Source organism: Phyllobacterium myrsinacearum, from assembly GCF_014138285.1.
Lineage (GTDB): Bacteria > Pseudomonadota > Alphaproteobacteria > Rhizobiales > Rhizobiaceae > Phyllobacterium > Phyllobacterium myrsinacearum_A.
The window spans coordinates 318,739-335,145 of sequence record NZ_JACGXN010000003.1 but is presented as its reverse complement, the minus strand read 5'-3'; the positions used below and the strand labels follow the sequence as shown (position 1 = coordinate 335,145).

Genomic DNA, 16,407 nt, shown 5'->3' with positions numbered 1-16,407 from the left:
AGGATCAAGGGCTGAAATACCCATTGGACGAATAAGGTGCAAAATATCTGATGATATCGCGGTGCAGATAAGGGGGTATAGAATGTTGCCGACGATAGCACGAGTATCTCTTCGGGCTCCATTTGAAGAGGGCAATCGCTATTAGGGGTGGAGAGCCAGAACTGTTCTTCCCAGACACGCTAAGGTTGAACGGACCGTAAACCTTCGTCGGGAACGCGCATAATGGGGCCATGACAAGAACATATCGAGGCTTACGGTTTAATGGTTCCAGGTGCTCATTGTTCGGCTTGCCAGGATTATCGATTGTAAAGTGTAGCCTCGGTTCCTACCTAAAACTCCGGTACGGGGCGCTGAGCCTAGATTACGTCCAGGATGAAACGAGGACTTAATGAGACTTTTTTTCACGGCCGGTGGTCTTGGCGTCTGGACTTTGCTGGTTTACGCAATTTATTGGGTGTCTGACGGAGCTATTGGCTTGGGAGTGGCCAATACCGGTTCAATCGTAGAAACCGGTAGACAGGTCGCAGGCAATGAAGCTGGTCGATATCTCGAGAATATGAATGTCGATGAGTTCACTCAGAAGGGCCTTTCGCTCCTGCAGGGTATTATAGGCCCATTGTTTGCGATCGTATGGATGATCGGTGCTGCACTCCTCGTAAGTATTCCATGGCTTGTTTCACGCTTTGCCGGATTCTTTAATGCGCAACGATCAAAATGAGTAACTCGCCAAAAGAGCGCGTTTCTATCTCGCGCTTGCAAAGCGACCGCTCAGGGAAATTACATCTGTGTTTGCTGTGACGCTGTTAAGAAAATGAACATTCAGGCTGATCATTTATCCCAAAGCGAGGGAATAGCTTCAACACGACTGCATGAACTGGCAAGCTCAGTCAATTGCGGGACGGTCTTGAAATTGGAGAAGTGCTATCGTCCATGGGACAGACAGGCACTTCCTTTTTGATCCTATTTCTGGCGTTGCCAGCCATTACCCCTATCCCTGGCCCGTTCGGTATGGTGTTCGGCACTGTATTGGCGCTGATCTCGCTGCAAATCATGGCTGGTCGCCAGACCATTTGGCTGCCGGGAATATTAAGTCGAAGACGGCTCTCCCACTCGATCATCAGCAATATCGTTCGCTATGCAGCACCCATCATCAAACGAGCAGAAAGTTTTATGCGTCGCGATCGGCTTGCAGCTTTCACCGGCCATTCAGTGCAAATGCTACTGGGCATACCGATTTTCTTGCTTGCTGTTATTATTGCTTTGCCGATCCCCTTCGGAAATCTTATCCCGGTGCTAGCCTTAATCGTTATAGCTGTTGCCCTGATGGAGCGCGATGGTTTGATTACATTGATCGGGCTCGGGCTATCCTTCCTCGCCATCGTCGCAACTTTCGGATTGATTTATGCTGGCTCTTCACTACTCGCGGGAATACGGGCATCGATCTTTAGCTGAGCTGCATTTCCAGCTCTTACGTGTACTTCGAAGGGCTAAATGGGGGATTAGGGAATTTATGGCTCCAACTGAAACTATCTAAAACTGATGATTGTCGGCAGATACACAGCGATCTGGAACAGCCGAGTATAGATTTGATCCTGATCAGCCGCTTATCGCATCATTCCTTACTTTGGTGGTACTGGTTTGAACCGGAAGTCGTCGCTCCCGGTCTCAATGTTTTAAGTGGTCGACCAAAAGGCCCGAATATGGTCGCACTGGAATATAACTATGCGGGTTTTATAGTGGCCGTGTCATGCTACCTCGGCCGAAAAACGTTTGAAGTGCGCGATTAGACGCGGATGGTGGCTATCAGGAGTGTTTGTTACTGCAAGCTGCCTGCCGGATCGTCTTTCGCGACGGAGCCATTCACTGATTGTTTCGGTGCATGTGTGATCCAAAAACTGAAGATCAACACAAACGATTTCAACCATTTTGTCCTTCGGCAAGGCTTCCAATGTGGTGAGTAGTCTCGGCACGTCCTTGTACGTTCCTGCCCCCTTCAACCTGACACTGATCACGTTGTCCTTATCGTCCTCGCCGATATGCAGCCGTTGACGCAGATATGGCAGGATTTCCATAACTGACAATGCCAAACCTGTTGCAACGCCGATCAGTAGGTCCTGAATAACCACCAGAGCAACGGTTGCTACCCATATACCAACCGGTATCCACCCGTGATGATCAAAGAGGTGGCGGACATGATGAAGACTAATAAGTCGCCAGCCTGTAACGAGAAGAACCGCAGCGAGAGCTGTTAAAGGCACCATGCCGAGCAACTGCGGAAACATCGCCACGAGCGCAAGAATCCATACACCGTGCAAAATCGTTGAAAGACGAGTTCTGGCTCCCGCTTGAATGTTGGCAGACGATCGAACGATAACCCCGGTAATGGGCAAGGCCCCCAGTATGCCACATATGCTGTTTCCTACACCTTGAGCAAACAGCTCTTTATTAAAATGCGTGCGCTTGCCATCATGCATGCGGTCGACCGCCGCCGCGGACAGGAGCGTTTCGGCACTTGCAATAACGGCAATGACCAATACCGTGATCATGATCCCCGGTTGGGCGAGTAGCAGGAAATCTGAGATGTTCGGAAATGACAATCCTTGCAGCAGGGTGTCCGGCACTTCAACTCTTGCAATTGGCAAATGAAGAGCAACGGCCAACACAGTGCCAAGGCCAACACCAACCAGTGCCCCTGGCACGAGTGACAGTGCCTTTGGGCGAAATTTTTCCCAAGCGACCATGGCCGCGAGCGAGACAACGCCGATACCAAGCGCTATCAGCGCGTTGGCGTCTCCACGCCATAGATTGCCGACGCTGTTATCAAGTGCGGCTACATTCTCCAGGCCGCCGGCAGATGGTTCTGCACCCATCACCACGTGAATCTGTCCCAGAATGATCAGTATTCCGATACCCGCAAGCATACCATGAACGACAGCCGGAGAGATGGCACGAAACCAGGAGCCTATTTTCAAAAACCCGGCCAATATCTGCAGAAGCCCGGCGGCAATCAAAACTGGCCCAAGCATTGCCACGCCATACTGCTGCACAAAACTGAAAACGATGACTGCAAGTCCGGCGGCCGGACCAGACACCTGAAGTGGCGAGCCTGCCAACAATCCGACAATGATACCTCCGACGATGCCGGAAACGATTCCCATGGCAACGGGGACGCCTGACGCGACCGCTATGCCAAGACACAGAGGCATAGCCACGAGAAAAACAACCAACGAGGATGCCAGATCGCGGGATAGTGAAGTGTTGGTCATCAGCTCATTACTCCCCCAGCGCGATTTGCTGTCTGGTGTGTGATGCGAGGCCTGCCACGCCCTGTTACGGCTGCCGGCAACGGTTGATCTTCCTTTACTTTTATGAATGCCGAAACTGCGCCATCGTAGACCTGAACCTCGCCGGTCTCGATGTCGAAGAACCAGCCATGCAGGACTATTTCATTGGTGGCGAGTTTGGCGGCAACCGAAGGGTGTGTACGCAAGTGGTCAAGCTGCACTATGATATTTTCCATTGCGACAGCACGAACACGATCAGGTCCGGAAAGGTCGGCAGGATATGCCTCACAAACAATGGAATAGGCCGCATGACTATGTTTGAGCCATGCAGCCACGTTGGGCATAGGGGTCAGAATTTCAGGGTGGCAGAGACCTTTCATGGCTCCACAATCGGAGTGCCCACAGACGATTATGTCACGGACACCGAGCGCAACAACTGCATACTCGATCGCAGACGATACGCCGCCATTGGCTGTTGAAAACGGGGGGACGATGTTACCCGCGTTGCGACAGACAAACAGTTCCCCCGGGCCCGATTGGGTAATGGTTTCCGGCATTACCCGACTGTCTGCGCACGATATCATCAGAGCCTGTGGCCGTTGTCCCTCTTTTGCAAGTTTTTGATAGAGAGCGGAGTCATTCGGAAAGACTGCGCCGTGGAATGTCGAGATGCCTTTTAGTAGATTACCCATGGTGAGTACTCTCTCGTTGCCAAGCGTTGCGTGAACATCAAATGTATCATTTGACGAATTCATTGCGGCGAAGGGAGGATTCCTTCGCACATGCGAAGGTAGGTAGGAATGATACGCAGTAACAGGGTGATATTATATATTGATACCAAAAATATATCACAAGTTAGTTACTTTAGAAAGCTGGATACAAAAGAATATTATCATATACTATAGAAATTATACTATTATTTTTGAAGTATATTTATAGTTTGATCGAAACCGTAATGTCGCGGGTAAGCCTCTGCACTTTCCCGTTTTGGAAGAAGCCGAGCTTTATGGCGCATCGTTCAATAGGGTAATTCCCGAGCAGTGTATCAACGCCATTATTGATACTGACAACCGCTTCGCTGCGGATGACTTTGAGAGCAGTGCTACACTTTTGACTAGTGTGTTCGAGTGCGCCGAACAGTTGGATTTCTTGTTGGCAAGGGCGAGCCAGTTCCATAAATCCCGTTGCGTGATTTGCCATCCACCAAACGTGTCGATGGCAATGGCAGAACGGGCCGCGTTCTGAATCTGCTCTACCTCGTTGACAAGGGGCTGCTCGAGATTCCCATCCTCTATCTCAGCCGTTACATCATACAGCATAAAGCAATCTACTGTCAGCGCCTTATGTCGGTAACGACCGATGGCGACTGGGAACAGTGGATCCTCTTTATCCTCGACGCGATAAAGGAAACAGCATTTTGGTCCACAGCAAAGATACGAACCATTCGCGATCTTCTTGACGCGACTGCCACCCAGTTGCGCGAGGAACTGCCAAAGATCTATTCCCGCGAACTTGCTGAAGTCATATTCGTCAACCCCTATTGTCGTATTGGCGATCTTGTCGCTGCGGGTATTGCAAAAAGACAAGCTGCTTCCACCTACCTAAAATGCTGGTTGGTGTTGGTTTGCTCCAGGAAGTCCGCTCCGGGCGCGAAAACCTGTACATCAATCCAGCCCTGTTGGACCTTCTGTCTGAACGAAGCAAACGCAGCTCTAAATAGGGGCGGTGACGAGATTGCTACGGAACAAGTTGCTAGAGGCAACTCAGATTGCGATGACAACGACGGACAAGATAGTCGCATCGCTGTGCATGGCGGGTTCAGTTACTAGGTATGCCAGCTTCGCTTAGGTGATACCGAGCCGTTTACGAAGGTCAGCGTTTTCTGCACGGAGTTTGGCAGCCAATTCCTTACGAAGGCGTTTGTTGTCTTCCTCCAGCTGAAGAAGCTCAGCCAACTCATCTGTCGCCGAAACAGGCTTAGCTGTGATCCTCCTTGCCGTTTGCCCCACATTCTTGCTTCGCGGCTTGCGTCGCTTAACTACAGGAGATGCTGCTTCTGCGGCTGCTGCGATGGCAGCTTTTGTACGCCTTGGTGCACGTTGTTTCTTGGACGCCGCAACGCCACGGTCTGTAGATGCCGTTACGTTTGCCGTTGGTACATTTTCGTCAGCCATCAGTCATTCTCCCACTTTAACCTGAATGATTTTGTAGCCCAGCGCCAGAGCGAGTCAATATTCTTGTGGTGAGGGTTATCCCTTCTACTTCTGATCTAATGATCATTATCTTCTCTTGCTCGATCTCTCACGCCGGCAAACTGCGAGCCTCATGGCTTAATCCATCACTTTATCACGACTTACGGGTTTTTACTGGTGGCTTTCTTCTGACCTGCAAAAGCCGCAGGTAGTGAAGAAGCCCCGGCATAGCCAAGTAAGCGACGAGGCAAATCCAGTTGAGAATGCCAAATCTGTTTCTCAGGTTCACGGTATATCAACCGACACCCGAGGCTTCATGTCTAGCGGTAATGTCATTCATCTCTGCAGAATCGTCTTAACAGACAAACCCGATTGACAGGGGATGCATCGCTTGCTGGAGCCATGCAAGTCTGGCACGGTCAATGATTGAACACACGCATCCAGACCGACCATCATAATTGGGGATCTCCATGAAATACCACATCGCAACGGCCCTTAAGGCCACCATAAGGACGATCCGGCTCCGCCCGCCGCCGCTTGTGTCGTAAGCACCGCGGCCGCGGTCTCACCTTACCAAATGAGACAGGGAAATCATAAGACAAGCATAAGCATTTGTGGGGCGGTCAGGCGGCAAGTGCTGCTTCTTCGTATTTTTGATTGTTGTTTATCATGCTCGTGTACCATCGCTGGAAGGACGATCGACCGGACCATCCATCCCACTTTGAGTGTAACAAATATCCTCTGCAGTCTCACATGAAGTGACACGATGCGCACTTCGGTCTCACGTAAGTTATTGAAAACATTTAATGCGTGAGTCTTAGTTTGAACTATAAATCGACACTCGTGACAATGGCAATTCCCAGAACGAATTGTCACGAAGTATCTTTCTTCCTTTTGCAGATGAGGCGTCCATGCGGAGATTCAGGTTAACTGATTTCCTCCGGAATAAAGCCGCCGGTCTGGTGTTTCCACAAACGGGCAAACAGGCCATCCTGTTCGACCAGTTCGTCAGGCCTGCCTTCTTCCACGATGCGCCCCTGATCGAGCACGACGATCCGGTCCATCCTGGCAATGGTTGAAAGGCGATGTGCGATGGCGATCACCGTCTTCCCGTCCATCACCAGATTGAGCTTTTCTTGAATGGCCGCCTCGGATTCACTGTCCAGGGCGGAGGTTGCCTCGTCCAGAACCAGGATTGGCGCGTCCTTCAGCAGCACGCGCGCGATGGCGATACGCTGGCGCTGACCGCCGGAGAGCTTGATGCCGCGATCCCCGACGAAAGCCTCATAGCCTTTGCGGCCTTCGACGTCCGCGAGATCGGCAATGAACACGTCGGCCCTTGCCGTCTTTGCCGCCTGTTCGATCTCATCCTGCGTCGACCCAGGCCGGCCGTAACGGATATTGTCGCCGACCGATCGATGCAGCAGCGCGACGTCCTGCGCGATGACGCCGATGTTTCGGCGAAGGCTTGCCTGCGTGACCGTGCGGATGTCTTGCCCGTCGATCAAGACCGTGCCGTCTCGTATGTCGTAGAAGCGCAGCAGCAGGTTGACCAAGGTGGTCTTGCCGGCGCCGGAGAGGCCAACCAAACCTACCTTTTCGCCGGGCCGGACTGTCAGGGACAGATCATTGATAACAGACTTGCCGAACTTGTAAGCGAAGCGGACGTTTTCGAAACGGATCTCCCCATCATTAACCGTCAGTTCAGCTGCGTCCGGTATGTCGGTGATGGTAGGCGGCGTCGTCATCACCGGCATAGCATCCTTGATGGTGCCTATTGCCTGGAAGATCTGCTGGCCCATCTGCAGGAAGGTGAACGTGTGCCCTGACAGCCGGTGGAGAATGTAGACCGCTGCCACGAACTCTCCGACCGTGAGAAAGCCGTTGACGAGCCCCGAGAAACCGATCGAAATCATCGCCAGCCAGAGCGCCATGTTGAGCGCCACAACGATCAGTTCGGATGTCCGGTAGATGCGTTGTTCCTCGTGCTGTGTCCGAACAGCCTTCTGAAGAATGCGGCGGATTGCGCCCGCCTCGCTATCCTCGGCCGCAAACTGTTTGATCGTCTGGATATTGCTGTAAAGATCAGTGATGGTACCGGCGACGAGACTGCGCTGCTTGGCGGTGCGACGTGACCGTTCGGCAAAGGTCGGCGCCAGCCTGACGGCGAGCGCAATGTTGAGCGCGATCCAGACGAGGACCGGTAAAGCAAGCTGCCAGGACAACGCGCTGAGCAGTGCCAGTGAGCCGGCCATCTGCAGCAGGAAGCGCGGGATGGACTGAAACGCGGCAATGATCTGCTGTTGGACGGCAGACGCCACCTGCGATAGCCGCGAGGTTACCTGTCCGGCGAAAAGATCATGAAAAAAAGCGAGATCCTGCCGCTCCACCGCCTTGTGCCCCTGCCACTGGATGGCGGCGGGCATGCCGACGCCGAGCGTATGCGAGGTGAGAGTGTTCGTAAGGAACGAGGCAACCGGCATCGCCGGAAAGATCAGGAGGCCGAGGAAAGCAAGCAGTGGCCATTCGCTATGCAGGAACGCGGGGGCGCCCATTTCTGTCACACCATCGACGATGATCGAAAGCCCCCAGACAATCGCCAGATTAATAGCCTCGACCGCCATGGAGCAAAGCGCCAAGGCGATCAAAACACCGCGGAACATCGAGATGAAGTGAATGAGAACCGCCACCGGTCCCTTGGTAGGCAGCGGCTGGTAAGGAATGTCGAGCGGCCGGATCAGCCTTTCGAACGGACGGTAGATTACATCTGAAATCGACACGGCTCACTCGGGGTAACAACGGGAAGGAGGGCGAGGGACTCAGCTACGCTGGCGGGAATGGCATCTCGGCTGGGCATCTTAGCAAATGTCAGGAATTTCGCCACAGCAACTCTCATTGCAAGTTCAAGCAAACAATCGGGTGGTGTGGAATTATTGATCACGATAGTCGAGCCATTGACCAGGAGGGCTGCGTCCTCGGTGGCATTTTCTCTGGGCAATTGTTTTCGATGGCCTTGTCAGCCGTCAGATTCGATTCTATTAGAACCGGGCACAGGACGACCTGTGTCGATGCGCACCATCGGGGACGGCCCCTCCATAAAAGGGGGTTCCTATGGCAGGTCCGATCGAGCAGTTCGAAATCAAATCACTTGTCAGTTTTGGCGAAATCGGCGGTTGGGAAATCGCCTTTACGAATTCGTCAGCCTATATGGTTGTAACGGTCGTAGTCGCAAGCGTATTTCTCTTCCTTTCTACGAATGGCAGGAAGCTTGTTCCAAACAGATGGCAATCGTCTTCTGAAATGCTCTATGAGTTTGTTGCAAAAACCTTGCGCGATAATGCAGGGGAACAGGGAATGCGTTTTTTCCCTCTTGTCTTTTCCCTGTTCATGTTCGTACTGGTGGCCAACCTCATCGGTATTTTCCCTTATGCATTCACCGTTACCAGTCATCTCATCGTAACGTTTGCACTTGCGATGATCGTTTTCTGCACGGTCACGCTCTACGGCATTGTCCGGAACGGCTTTGGTTTCTTCAGGCTTTTTATGCCCGGCGGCGTGCCGCTTGTGCTTGCCCCCATTATCGTTCCGATTGAGATGGTCTCTTATATATCGCGGCCGATCAGCCACTCCGTGCGTCTGTTTTCGGTGATGCTGGCAGGACATATCACTTTGAAAGTGTTCGCGGGATTTGTCGTCTCCCTTGGCGGATTTGGTGCGATCGGTATCCTTGGTGCGCTCTTGCCCCTGGCCATGACCGTCGCGCTCACTGCACTCGAAATGATGATGTCTGTCATTCAGGCTTATGTCTTTACGATGCTTACCTGCATGTATCTAAATGACGCGCTTCATCCGGGACATTGAACCGGGTGTAAGCGGAGATCCATGGATCTACGCTTTCGATCAGAGGACGACCTCCCCAACCGGGTTGAATGTTCGGGACGGCCCGAGTTTTGAAAGGTTTACACTATGGCTTGGGTCTATCTCGTTACGGCTGGAATACTGGAAATCATTTGGGCCTATTCGATGAAAAAATCGGATGGTTTTACGGTCTTAATCCCAACGATTGTGACGATCATATTCATGTTTGGCAGCTTTGCTTTGCTCTCTTTGGCCATGCGTACGCTACCTTTGGGCACAGCCTATACAATCTGGACTGGAATAGGTGCAGTTGGGGCTTTCCTTGTGGGTATCCTGATACTTGGTGAGCTGGCCAGCCCCATGCGGATTGCCGCGGCAAGCCGGATCATTGCAGGACTTGTGATGATGAAACTGTCATCGAGCGCCTGAAAATGAGCTGGCCGGAGCCTTGCTCGCGCTCGTCAATAAAGACGTTTGCCTCGGTCATATTACGCTATGGAGTTTATCCATAGCTTTTGTTCGCAGGGATAAAATGGTTCGCCCGCCATGGTCACGTATTCGGCCCGAGGCAACTATCAAGCCAGTTCAAAAATTGAATTGGTGCAGTCTGATGCGATCATGACTTTGACGACCATTGCGCCGGATGCATAGGTGGAATGAGGGATTGTGCCTGTTTTAAACCGATTGAAAGGCTTATATCCCACTCATCGAAACGACGCCGGGGCCAAGCAAGGCTGCTGACGTCAGACAGCCCTCAGAAAGGGGATTATCATGAACGTAGCACGCTCCTTCAACAACTGGCTCAAGTTCCGTCAGACCGTTACCGAACTTGGCCGCATGTCCAGCCGTGAACTGCAGGATCTGGGTATTGACCGCGCCGACATCCGTAGTGTTGCCCGCGCATCGGTTACCCGCTAATCACACTGGACCAACTGACCAGCAACTGTTCGACGCCCGCTTTCAATGCGGGCGTTTTTGTATGGCGACAGCGTGCCTCTAAGACTGAACCACGATTTCCCCTTAGCTTTCAACAAACGGAGAAGGCCCCAATGACTGGCGAGACCGTGTCATAGAAGAGGCCCGACAATAACGGGGATGGGATTGCCGAGCCTCGCGTTGACACTGGAGAGCGACAACGACCAAAACGTGGGCTTGAGATGTGGCATTTTCAAGAAGAGACCCATGAAGGAACCCCGGGCTCAACGGAGCTCGCTCGCCATATCAAAGTGCAAACTGACGGCGACGGTTCTGGATATAGTCCAGCAGCGCCCGCAGCTTTGGCGCAAGATTCCTTCGGCTCGGATAGCAAATGTAAAATCCTGGAAATTTGGTGCAGAAGTCCTCTAACAACGGAACAAGCTCACCACGCTCGATATGCTGGCGAAATGTTTCCTCCATGCCGAAGGTGATCCCCCCACCGGCCACGGCGAGGCGGACCATAAGTCCCATGTCATTGGTTGTGATTTCAGCCCGAACATCGACGGTGAACTCTCGTCCCGCTTCGGTAAACTCCCAACGAAAAGGGGCGACGCGAGGGCTCGGCCGCCAGTTGATGCAACGATGGGCCGCCAGATCGCGCGGATGATTTGGGGTTTGCCGGCGCTTCAGATAGCTTGGCGCACAAACCGCAAGCTGACGTTGGTCGCCGGAGACGGGAAGGGCGATCATGTTTTGTTCAATGACCTCCTCAAGTCGTACAGCCGCGTCGTAGCCCTCTTTGATGATATCAATCTCATCGTCAGTGACGAGCACATCGAGTTCCACGTCTGGAAAAGCCTCCGCAAACCCCGCCAGAAGCGGGCCTGAGAGAAAACTTTCGGCAATGGATGATACCGTCAGCCGCAATTGCCCGCGTGGCTGGCGTCCCAGATCGCGCGCCGCGCCCACGGCAGCCTGAATCGTGGCGATAGCCGGGGCAATTTCGGCAAGAAGCTGTTCCCCCGCCTCTGTCAGACTGACGCTGCGTGTCGTGCGGTGCACAAGCCCGATGCCTATCCTGTCTTCAAGCCGCCGGATCAACTGACTGACCGCAGAGCGCGTCACCCCCAGATGGTCTGCTGCGGCACGGAAGTTCCGCTGCTCGGCGACCACCGCGAATACCGTCAACTCATTAAGATCCGGCTTCATTGTTTATCCCCTCTAACCACTGCGTCGAGTAATGACAGTATTCTCGATACAATAGAACGGGATTAGTTTCCAGGTCCAGCCCAACCAGTCTTCCCAAAAGGGTTGCTGGCCGGGAAAAGCAAATGGAGATAACAATCATGGCCCTTGAGAAGACTATTCTTATTACTGGCGCATCCAGCGGCATCGGTGCCGGAATTGCGCGCGAACTCGCTGCGGCTGGTGCCACACTCATGCTCGGCGCCCGCCGTACTGACCGGCTGGAAGCTCTGGCAGGGGAACTGCGCAGCAGCGGCGCCCGCGTCGAAACGCGTCGACTGGATGTGACGGATCGCGCCGATGTTGCAGCTTTTGCCGAGGCGGGCCGCGAACTCTTCGGTCAGGTCGACGTTATCGTCAACAATGCCGGTATCATGCCGCTGTCGCCTCTGGCCGCACTGAAGGTCGACGAGTGGGACCGGATGATCGATGTTAACATCAAGGGTGTGCTCTATGGCATCGCGGCCGTACTGCCTGAAATGGTTGCACGCGGCTCCGGTCATATCATCAATATCGCTTCGATCGGTGCGCTGGCTGCATCGCCAAACGCTGCTGTCTATTGTGGAACGAAGTTTGCAGTGCGGGCGATTTCAGACGGCTTGCGTCAGGAACATACCAATATCCGTGTCACCTGCATTCATCCCGGGGTGGTTGAAAGTGAATTGGCCAATACCATCACCGATCCGGATGCGGCCGCCGCAATGAAGATCTGGCGCGCGGTTGGGCTTCAGCCCGACGCCATCGGCCGGGCAGTGCGTTATGCAATCGAGCAGCCTGATGACGTCGACGTCAACGAGCTGGTGGTGCGACCCACGAGCGTGACACTTTATTGATGCGCGCGCTCCTGAAGCCAATGGCGGTGGTCCTCGCGGCCGCCACTTCTTCCTCTTTGCATGCGGAGACGACGATGACAGAGAAGACGCATCCTTATGTTGGCATGTGGGTGACCGACGACAATCATGTGCGGCACGAGTTGCTGCCCAATGGCCGCTACGACGAAGCGCGCGGCCTTCGAGAAAGCGCCTATCAGGGGCGTTACGAAATAAAGGGTAATCATATTGAATATTGGGACGATACAGGATTCACTGCAGATGGCGACTTCGTTGACGAAGACACCTTGCATCATGGCGGTATGGTGCTACGACGCGTTCGTGACAGGCGTTGACCGCGCAATGAACATTTCATCAAGGCCCCCGGAACTGACCAGAGACATTCTTACACGGGTATGTGGTTCACTTCCGATGCCCGTGTCAGCCACAATTTGTTGCCGAATAGGCCGAATGTAGAATGACCCTGTTTCAACATCATTTGCTGAAACCGGTAGAGTTGCCAAACCCGACAACATCTACAGGGTTGTCAAACCCTCTCAATGCATGATTGCCGAATGTGTTGCATCGTACGCCGGCCTTACCGGCAAGGTCAGAAGTCATGAGCAGCTCTGCACCGAGATCCTTGGCGAGGACTTGCAGACGGGCGGCCCGGTTGACCGGTGAGCCGATGATCGTAAACGAGAATCTGCCAGCTGAACCGATGTTGCCGTGCACGACTTCCCCTATGTCGATTCCAACTCGGGCACGCAATTGCGGATTCTTATCTCGTGACGAGCTGGCGTTCAACACGTCCAATGCTTTTAGGCCTTCCAAGGCAGCATTTACCGCCGTGGCACACAAGGCCCTCTCGTTGGCAGGATCGGGAATCGGGAAGAACATGACAACGCCATCACCAACATATCCAGACACCTGCCCGCCAGCGCGCGATAGAGGTCTCGTGACCGTCTCGAAGAAAAGATTGAGATCGCTGATGAGCGATTGGGCATCAAGCATCTCTGTCATATGGGTAAAATCGACCAAATCACAAAAAAGCACAATGGCGCGAATTTCCTCGACTTCACCAAGCCCCACGCGTCCGTCAAGCATTGCTGTTGCAGCATTGCTCCCAAGATAGGTCTGGAGCAGGGTGCGCGCAGCAGCGGCGTTTAACCGTGCGCCCAGCGCCAGCGCGAAAACGGGCGTCACGAGATGAAGCAAGTCAATGTCTGAGGGTTTGAATCCACCGGGCTGTTCCGTGGCGAATAAACTCATCACATCATCAAAAAAACCGATCGTGACATCGGGTTCAAGATGGTTGGCGAACGCAATTGCATCCGTATCTCTTCCCTGTAGGGCAGATGCAAATCGACCGGTTTCAGCATTGAGGCGGAGCACCGTTATATCCTCCTCCAGCATATGCGGGAACACATCGACAGAAAGATTGGTGTTTCCCGTATTGACTGTATTTTGATGCCATCGCACCCGGTGCAGTTCCACTTCAGGATCGACGACGTCACAGGCAATCTCAATAGTTGAGATGTTCACACCGGCCTCCAACAGTTTTGTACCCAGAACCGCTGTAATCTCGATATCAGTCATCCCATCCAACGACGCCTTGACGAGATTCTGGCTGATCTGCAGAAAATATGACGCCAGGCAACTGGACTTAAGGTGTTCATGCGGGAAACGGGCATGGTTGTCGTCAGTTTCTCTCGTCGTCATTTGCCTCGGTCCTGTTTTCCGGCGTGTACGTCCGCAATTTTGCATAGGGAAGCAGAGTCGCTGAAAATCGATGCAATCGCTGGGAAAATCCCGGTTTGCTTCCCAACTTCACTGCGTCTTCTTCGGACATTGCATGGCGGAACGGTAGTTAGAGTGTTCATCGTGGCTTACGGTCTGAGGTGAGCTTTGGTTCGTGCCCGTTTAAAAGTACAACCGAATAGCCATATTTCATACTCACATCCTCTCGAACTACCATGAACCATTGCCCAAATCTTGGATTTCCTTGAGAAAACAGTCGCAACAGGCTCGCTCTGCGGAACTGTTGACCGCAAATTGGAGGCCTGCCGTTTGGGTTTTGGCGAAGATGCTGGTGCCAAGGCGCGATGAGAGAAAGTCAGCAAATTTCGAAGTGTGAAAGTGCAGGTGTATTGCAGCCCTGGTTGTGCCGCTCACTCTGTTGACACTCGCTCCGAGTCTACTTAATGAAGGCAGACGCCAATTGTATTGGCCGTAAGCGTTCAACGTTAACCAACGCACTCAACGATCCTCGTCGATCGGAGTGCGTTTATGTTGCGCTCTGTCGATCGAGGAAGTGCCGGAGAATATCATGGCTTTCCAATTGACACGCGATCCGCAGCAGGGCCGCTTATTATTGCTGACTGCGGTTCTTTTCATTTCTTATCTTTGCGTCGGCATGTCTCTTCCAATCGTACCGATCTACGTATCCAAGGAACTTGGACTCAGTAACGTCTGGGCTGGCCTGGGCGTCGGCATTGCGTTTTTTGCCACTATTGTCACTCGAGGACATGCGGGTAGCTTTTCTGACCGGCGTGGCCCCAAAGCCGCAGTAGGGCGAGGTCTTGTATTTTATGTGGCGGGGGCGCTCACCACACTGACGGCGGGCCTTCTGTTAAACATGCCATTAAACGCTTTTCTGATCCTCCTTGCAGGTCGGCTCCTTCTTGGGCTCGGCGAGAGTCTGGTCGCAGTCGGGGTGATCGGCTGGGGTATAGGCCTGGTCGGTCCGGCCCGTTCGGGCAGGGTACTGGCCTTGGTCGGTGCAGCCATTTATGGTGCTCTCGCCATTGGCGGGCCCATCGGTTTGGTACTGCTGGACCGTTTCGGTTTTGCCGTCGTGATGGGAATCAGCGCGATGCTGCCGTGCCTTGGGTTACTGGCAATTTGGCGCATTGCCGCTGTTGCTCCGCATCCCGATGCCGAGCGTCCGCCCTTCTGGAGCGTGATTGGCAGGATTTGGCAACATGGATCGATTATCTGCCTGCAGGGAATTGGCTTCGCAGCCATCGGGGCATTCTTCACGCTCTACTTTCGTGACCAAAGCTGGAGCTATTCAACACTGGGTTTGACGGCTTTCGGCGGCGGTTTCGTTCTGGTTCGCGTGCTGTTCGGTCATCTGCCGGACCGCGTGGGTGGCCTGGCAGTGGCGGTCGGGTCACTGGCTGTCGAAACAGTTGGTCAGTTCTTGATTTGGGGTGCCACCGATCCGATCCTCGCTCTTCTGGGTGCGTTTCTGACGGGCCTCGGCTGCTCATTGATTTTTCCGGCGATGGGCAGGGAAGTTGTCCGTCTTGTGGATCCGCATCTGCGCGGTACAGCCTTGGGCGGGTTCTCGGCGTTTCAGGATCTTGCCTATGGCTTGACTGGTCCTTTGGCAGGTCTTTTGGCTGACAGGGCTGGATATGGCAGCGTATTCCTGATCGGTGGTGCGGCAGCAGCAGCCGGGTTTCTTATAGCGGTCTTCCTTCGACGCGCACAGACAACCCTCGCCGTACTCCAGTAGCGCAAATATGGTTCTCCACCACTCGGCGGAGGACCATCCGACAGAACGTCGCATTTTGCGGACGGATGCACGTCCATAGCGGTCAGATGCAATCGTTCTTCCATACCGCCCGACCTTGCCGGTACTGGTTACATCGGCGAACACTCGGGGCTTGAATGATGACATGGGCACTGGTTTCTCACGCGTCTGCCATCACCCTTTCAATATCGCGATTCCTCATGATCATGATCATCGTAAGTTGATTGCTTGCGTCAGCCCTCGTTCATCCCCACGTTAACAGCAGTACCATGTTTATTGGTACCTTCCTTGGCCCCGTTTAGGTCGTCCAACAACGAGTAGAAGGAACATGCTCTATGACTATCGAAAACCACCTTGCATCGCTTCGCACCAAACATGAAGACCTTGAGCGTGAAGTGGAAGCGCTTGAGGCAGCTCCGGCGGCGGATAACCTTCCCATTGCTCAGCTTAAAAAAGAGAAGCTACAGCTGAAAGAGAAAATCACGGCCTGCGAAGCGGAAGTCGCCGACCAAGACGAGGTTATGTCTCGCTAGACATTGAGATAATAAATGCATCGGAAA

General features: G+C 53.4%; 16 protein-coding genes. 10 read left to right on the top strand and 6 right to left on the bottom strand.

Annotated elements, in window-relative coordinates; all coding sequences use genetic code 11:
• Positions 1 to 388 precede the first annotated feature (388 nt).
• The gene (locus FHW16_RS13805) at positions 389 to 718 is read left to right on the top strand and encodes a hypothetical protein (protein ID WP_182549781.1); all 330 of its coding nucleotides are present in this window, start codon (positions 389 to 391) and stop codon (positions 716 to 718) included.
• A 212-nt stretch (positions 719 to 930) separates the two neighbouring features.
• Positions 931 to 1,452 (top strand): exopolysaccharide biosynthesis protein, encoded by a 522-nt coding sequence (locus FHW16_RS13800; RefSeq protein WP_246711756.1) that lies wholly within the window; start codon positions 931 to 933, stop codon positions 1,450 to 1,452.
• Between the two features lie 293 nt (positions 1,453 to 1,745).
• On the opposite strand, the gene FHW16_RS13795 is transcribed toward FHW16_RS13800, so the two are convergent.
• Both FHW16_RS13795 and FHW16_RS13790 read right to left on the bottom strand, forming a co-directional pair.
• Positions 1,746 to 3,266 (bottom strand): SulP family inorganic anion transporter, encoded by a 1,521-nt coding sequence (locus FHW16_RS13795; RefSeq protein ID WP_182549780.1) that lies wholly within the window; start codon positions 3,264 to 3,266, stop codon positions 1,746 to 1,748.
• Complete coding sequence (locus FHW16_RS13790) at positions 3,266 to 3,976, bottom strand: carbonic anhydrase (RefSeq protein WP_182549964.1); 711 nt, start codon at positions 3,974 to 3,976, stop codon at positions 3,266 to 3,268. The genes FHW16_RS13795 and FHW16_RS13790 overlap by 1 nt, the downstream gene beginning before the upstream one ends.
• Before the next feature lie 492 nt (positions 3,977 to 4,468).
• On the opposite strand from FHW16_RS13790, the gene FHW16_RS13785 reads away from it, so the two are divergent.
• Positions 4,469 to 5,113, top strand: a complete 645-nt coding sequence (locus tag FHW16_RS13785) for a Fic family protein (RefSeq protein WP_246711755.1) — start codon at positions 4,469 to 4,471, stop codon at positions 5,111 to 5,113.
• A gap of 15 nt (positions 5,114 to 5,128) precedes the next feature.
• Here FHW16_RS13785 and FHW16_RS13780 read toward each other — a convergent pair whose 3' ends face one another.
• Positions 5,129 to 5,458 (bottom strand): hypothetical protein, encoded by a 330-nt coding sequence (locus FHW16_RS13780; protein ID WP_182549779.1) that lies wholly within the window; start codon positions 5,456 to 5,458, stop codon positions 5,129 to 5,131.
• Positions 5,459 to 6,402: 944 nt separating this feature from the next.
• Complete coding sequence (locus FHW16_RS13775; RefSeq protein WP_182549778.1) at positions 6,403 to 8,256, bottom strand: ATP-binding cassette domain-containing protein; 1,854 nt, start codon at positions 8,254 to 8,256, stop codon at positions 6,403 to 6,405.
• A gap of 331 nt (positions 8,257 to 8,587) precedes the next feature.
• Between FHW16_RS13775 and FHW16_RS13770 the strand changes: the two genes are divergently transcribed.
• From FHW16_RS13770 to FHW16_RS13760, 3 genes are all read left to right on the top strand, one after another.
• Positions 8,588 to 9,337, top strand: coding sequence for a F0F1 ATP synthase subunit A (locus FHW16_RS13770; protein ID WP_182549777.1), 750 nt, complete (start codon positions 8,588 to 8,590; stop codon positions 9,335 to 9,337).
• 105 nt (positions 9,338 to 9,442) lie between these two features.
• A complete protein-coding gene (locus tag FHW16_RS13765) occupies positions 9,443 to 9,763 on the top strand; it encodes a DMT family transporter (protein ID WP_182549776.1) in 321 nt (106 codons plus the stop codon).
• A gap of 342 nt (positions 9,764 to 10,105) precedes the next feature.
• Positions 10,106 to 10,252, top strand: a complete 147-nt coding sequence (locus tag FHW16_RS13760) for a DUF1127 domain-containing protein (protein WP_182549775.1) — start codon at positions 10,106 to 10,108, stop codon at positions 10,250 to 10,252.
• A 303-nt stretch (positions 10,253 to 10,555) separates the two neighbouring features.
• Here the strand turns inward: FHW16_RS13760 and FHW16_RS13755 are convergent, their stop codons facing one another.
• Positions 10,556 to 11,461, bottom strand: coding sequence for a LysR family transcriptional regulator (locus FHW16_RS13755; protein WP_182549774.1), 906 nt, complete (start codon positions 11,459 to 11,461; stop codon positions 10,556 to 10,558).
• A gap of 137 nt (positions 11,462 to 11,598) precedes the next feature.
• On the opposite strand from FHW16_RS13755, the gene FHW16_RS13750 reads away from it, so the two are divergent.
• Entirely contained in the window at positions 11,599 to 12,330 is a 732-nt protein-coding gene (locus FHW16_RS13750; RefSeq protein WP_182549773.1) for an SDR family oxidoreductase, read from the top strand.
• Positions 12,330 to 12,662 (top strand): Atu4866 domain-containing protein, encoded by a 333-nt coding sequence (locus FHW16_RS13745; RefSeq protein ID WP_432652028.1) that lies wholly within the window; start codon positions 12,330 to 12,332, stop codon positions 12,660 to 12,662. The genes FHW16_RS13750 and FHW16_RS13745 overlap by 1 nt, the downstream gene beginning before the upstream one ends.
• A gap of 139 nt (positions 12,663 to 12,801) precedes the next feature.
• Here the strand turns inward: FHW16_RS13745 and FHW16_RS13740 are convergent, their stop codons facing one another.
• Complete coding sequence (locus tag FHW16_RS13740) at positions 12,802 to 14,028, bottom strand: adenylate/guanylate cyclase domain-containing protein (RefSeq protein WP_182549772.1); 1,227 nt, start codon at positions 14,026 to 14,028, stop codon at positions 12,802 to 12,804.
• 607 nt (positions 14,029 to 14,635) lie between these two features.
• Between FHW16_RS13740 and FHW16_RS13735 the strand changes: the two genes are divergently transcribed.
• The gene (locus tag FHW16_RS13735; RefSeq protein WP_182549771.1) at positions 14,636 to 15,829 is read left to right on the top strand and encodes an arabinose transporter; all 1,194 of its coding nucleotides are present in this window, start codon (positions 14,636 to 14,638) and stop codon (positions 15,827 to 15,829) included.
• 353 nt (positions 15,830 to 16,182) lie between these two features.
• The gene (locus FHW16_RS13730; RefSeq protein ID WP_182549770.1) at positions 16,183 to 16,380 is read left to right on the top strand and encodes a DUF465 domain-containing protein; all 198 of its coding nucleotides are present in this window, start codon (positions 16,183 to 16,185) and stop codon (positions 16,378 to 16,380) included.
• Positions 16,381 to 16,407 lie beyond the last annotated feature (27 nt).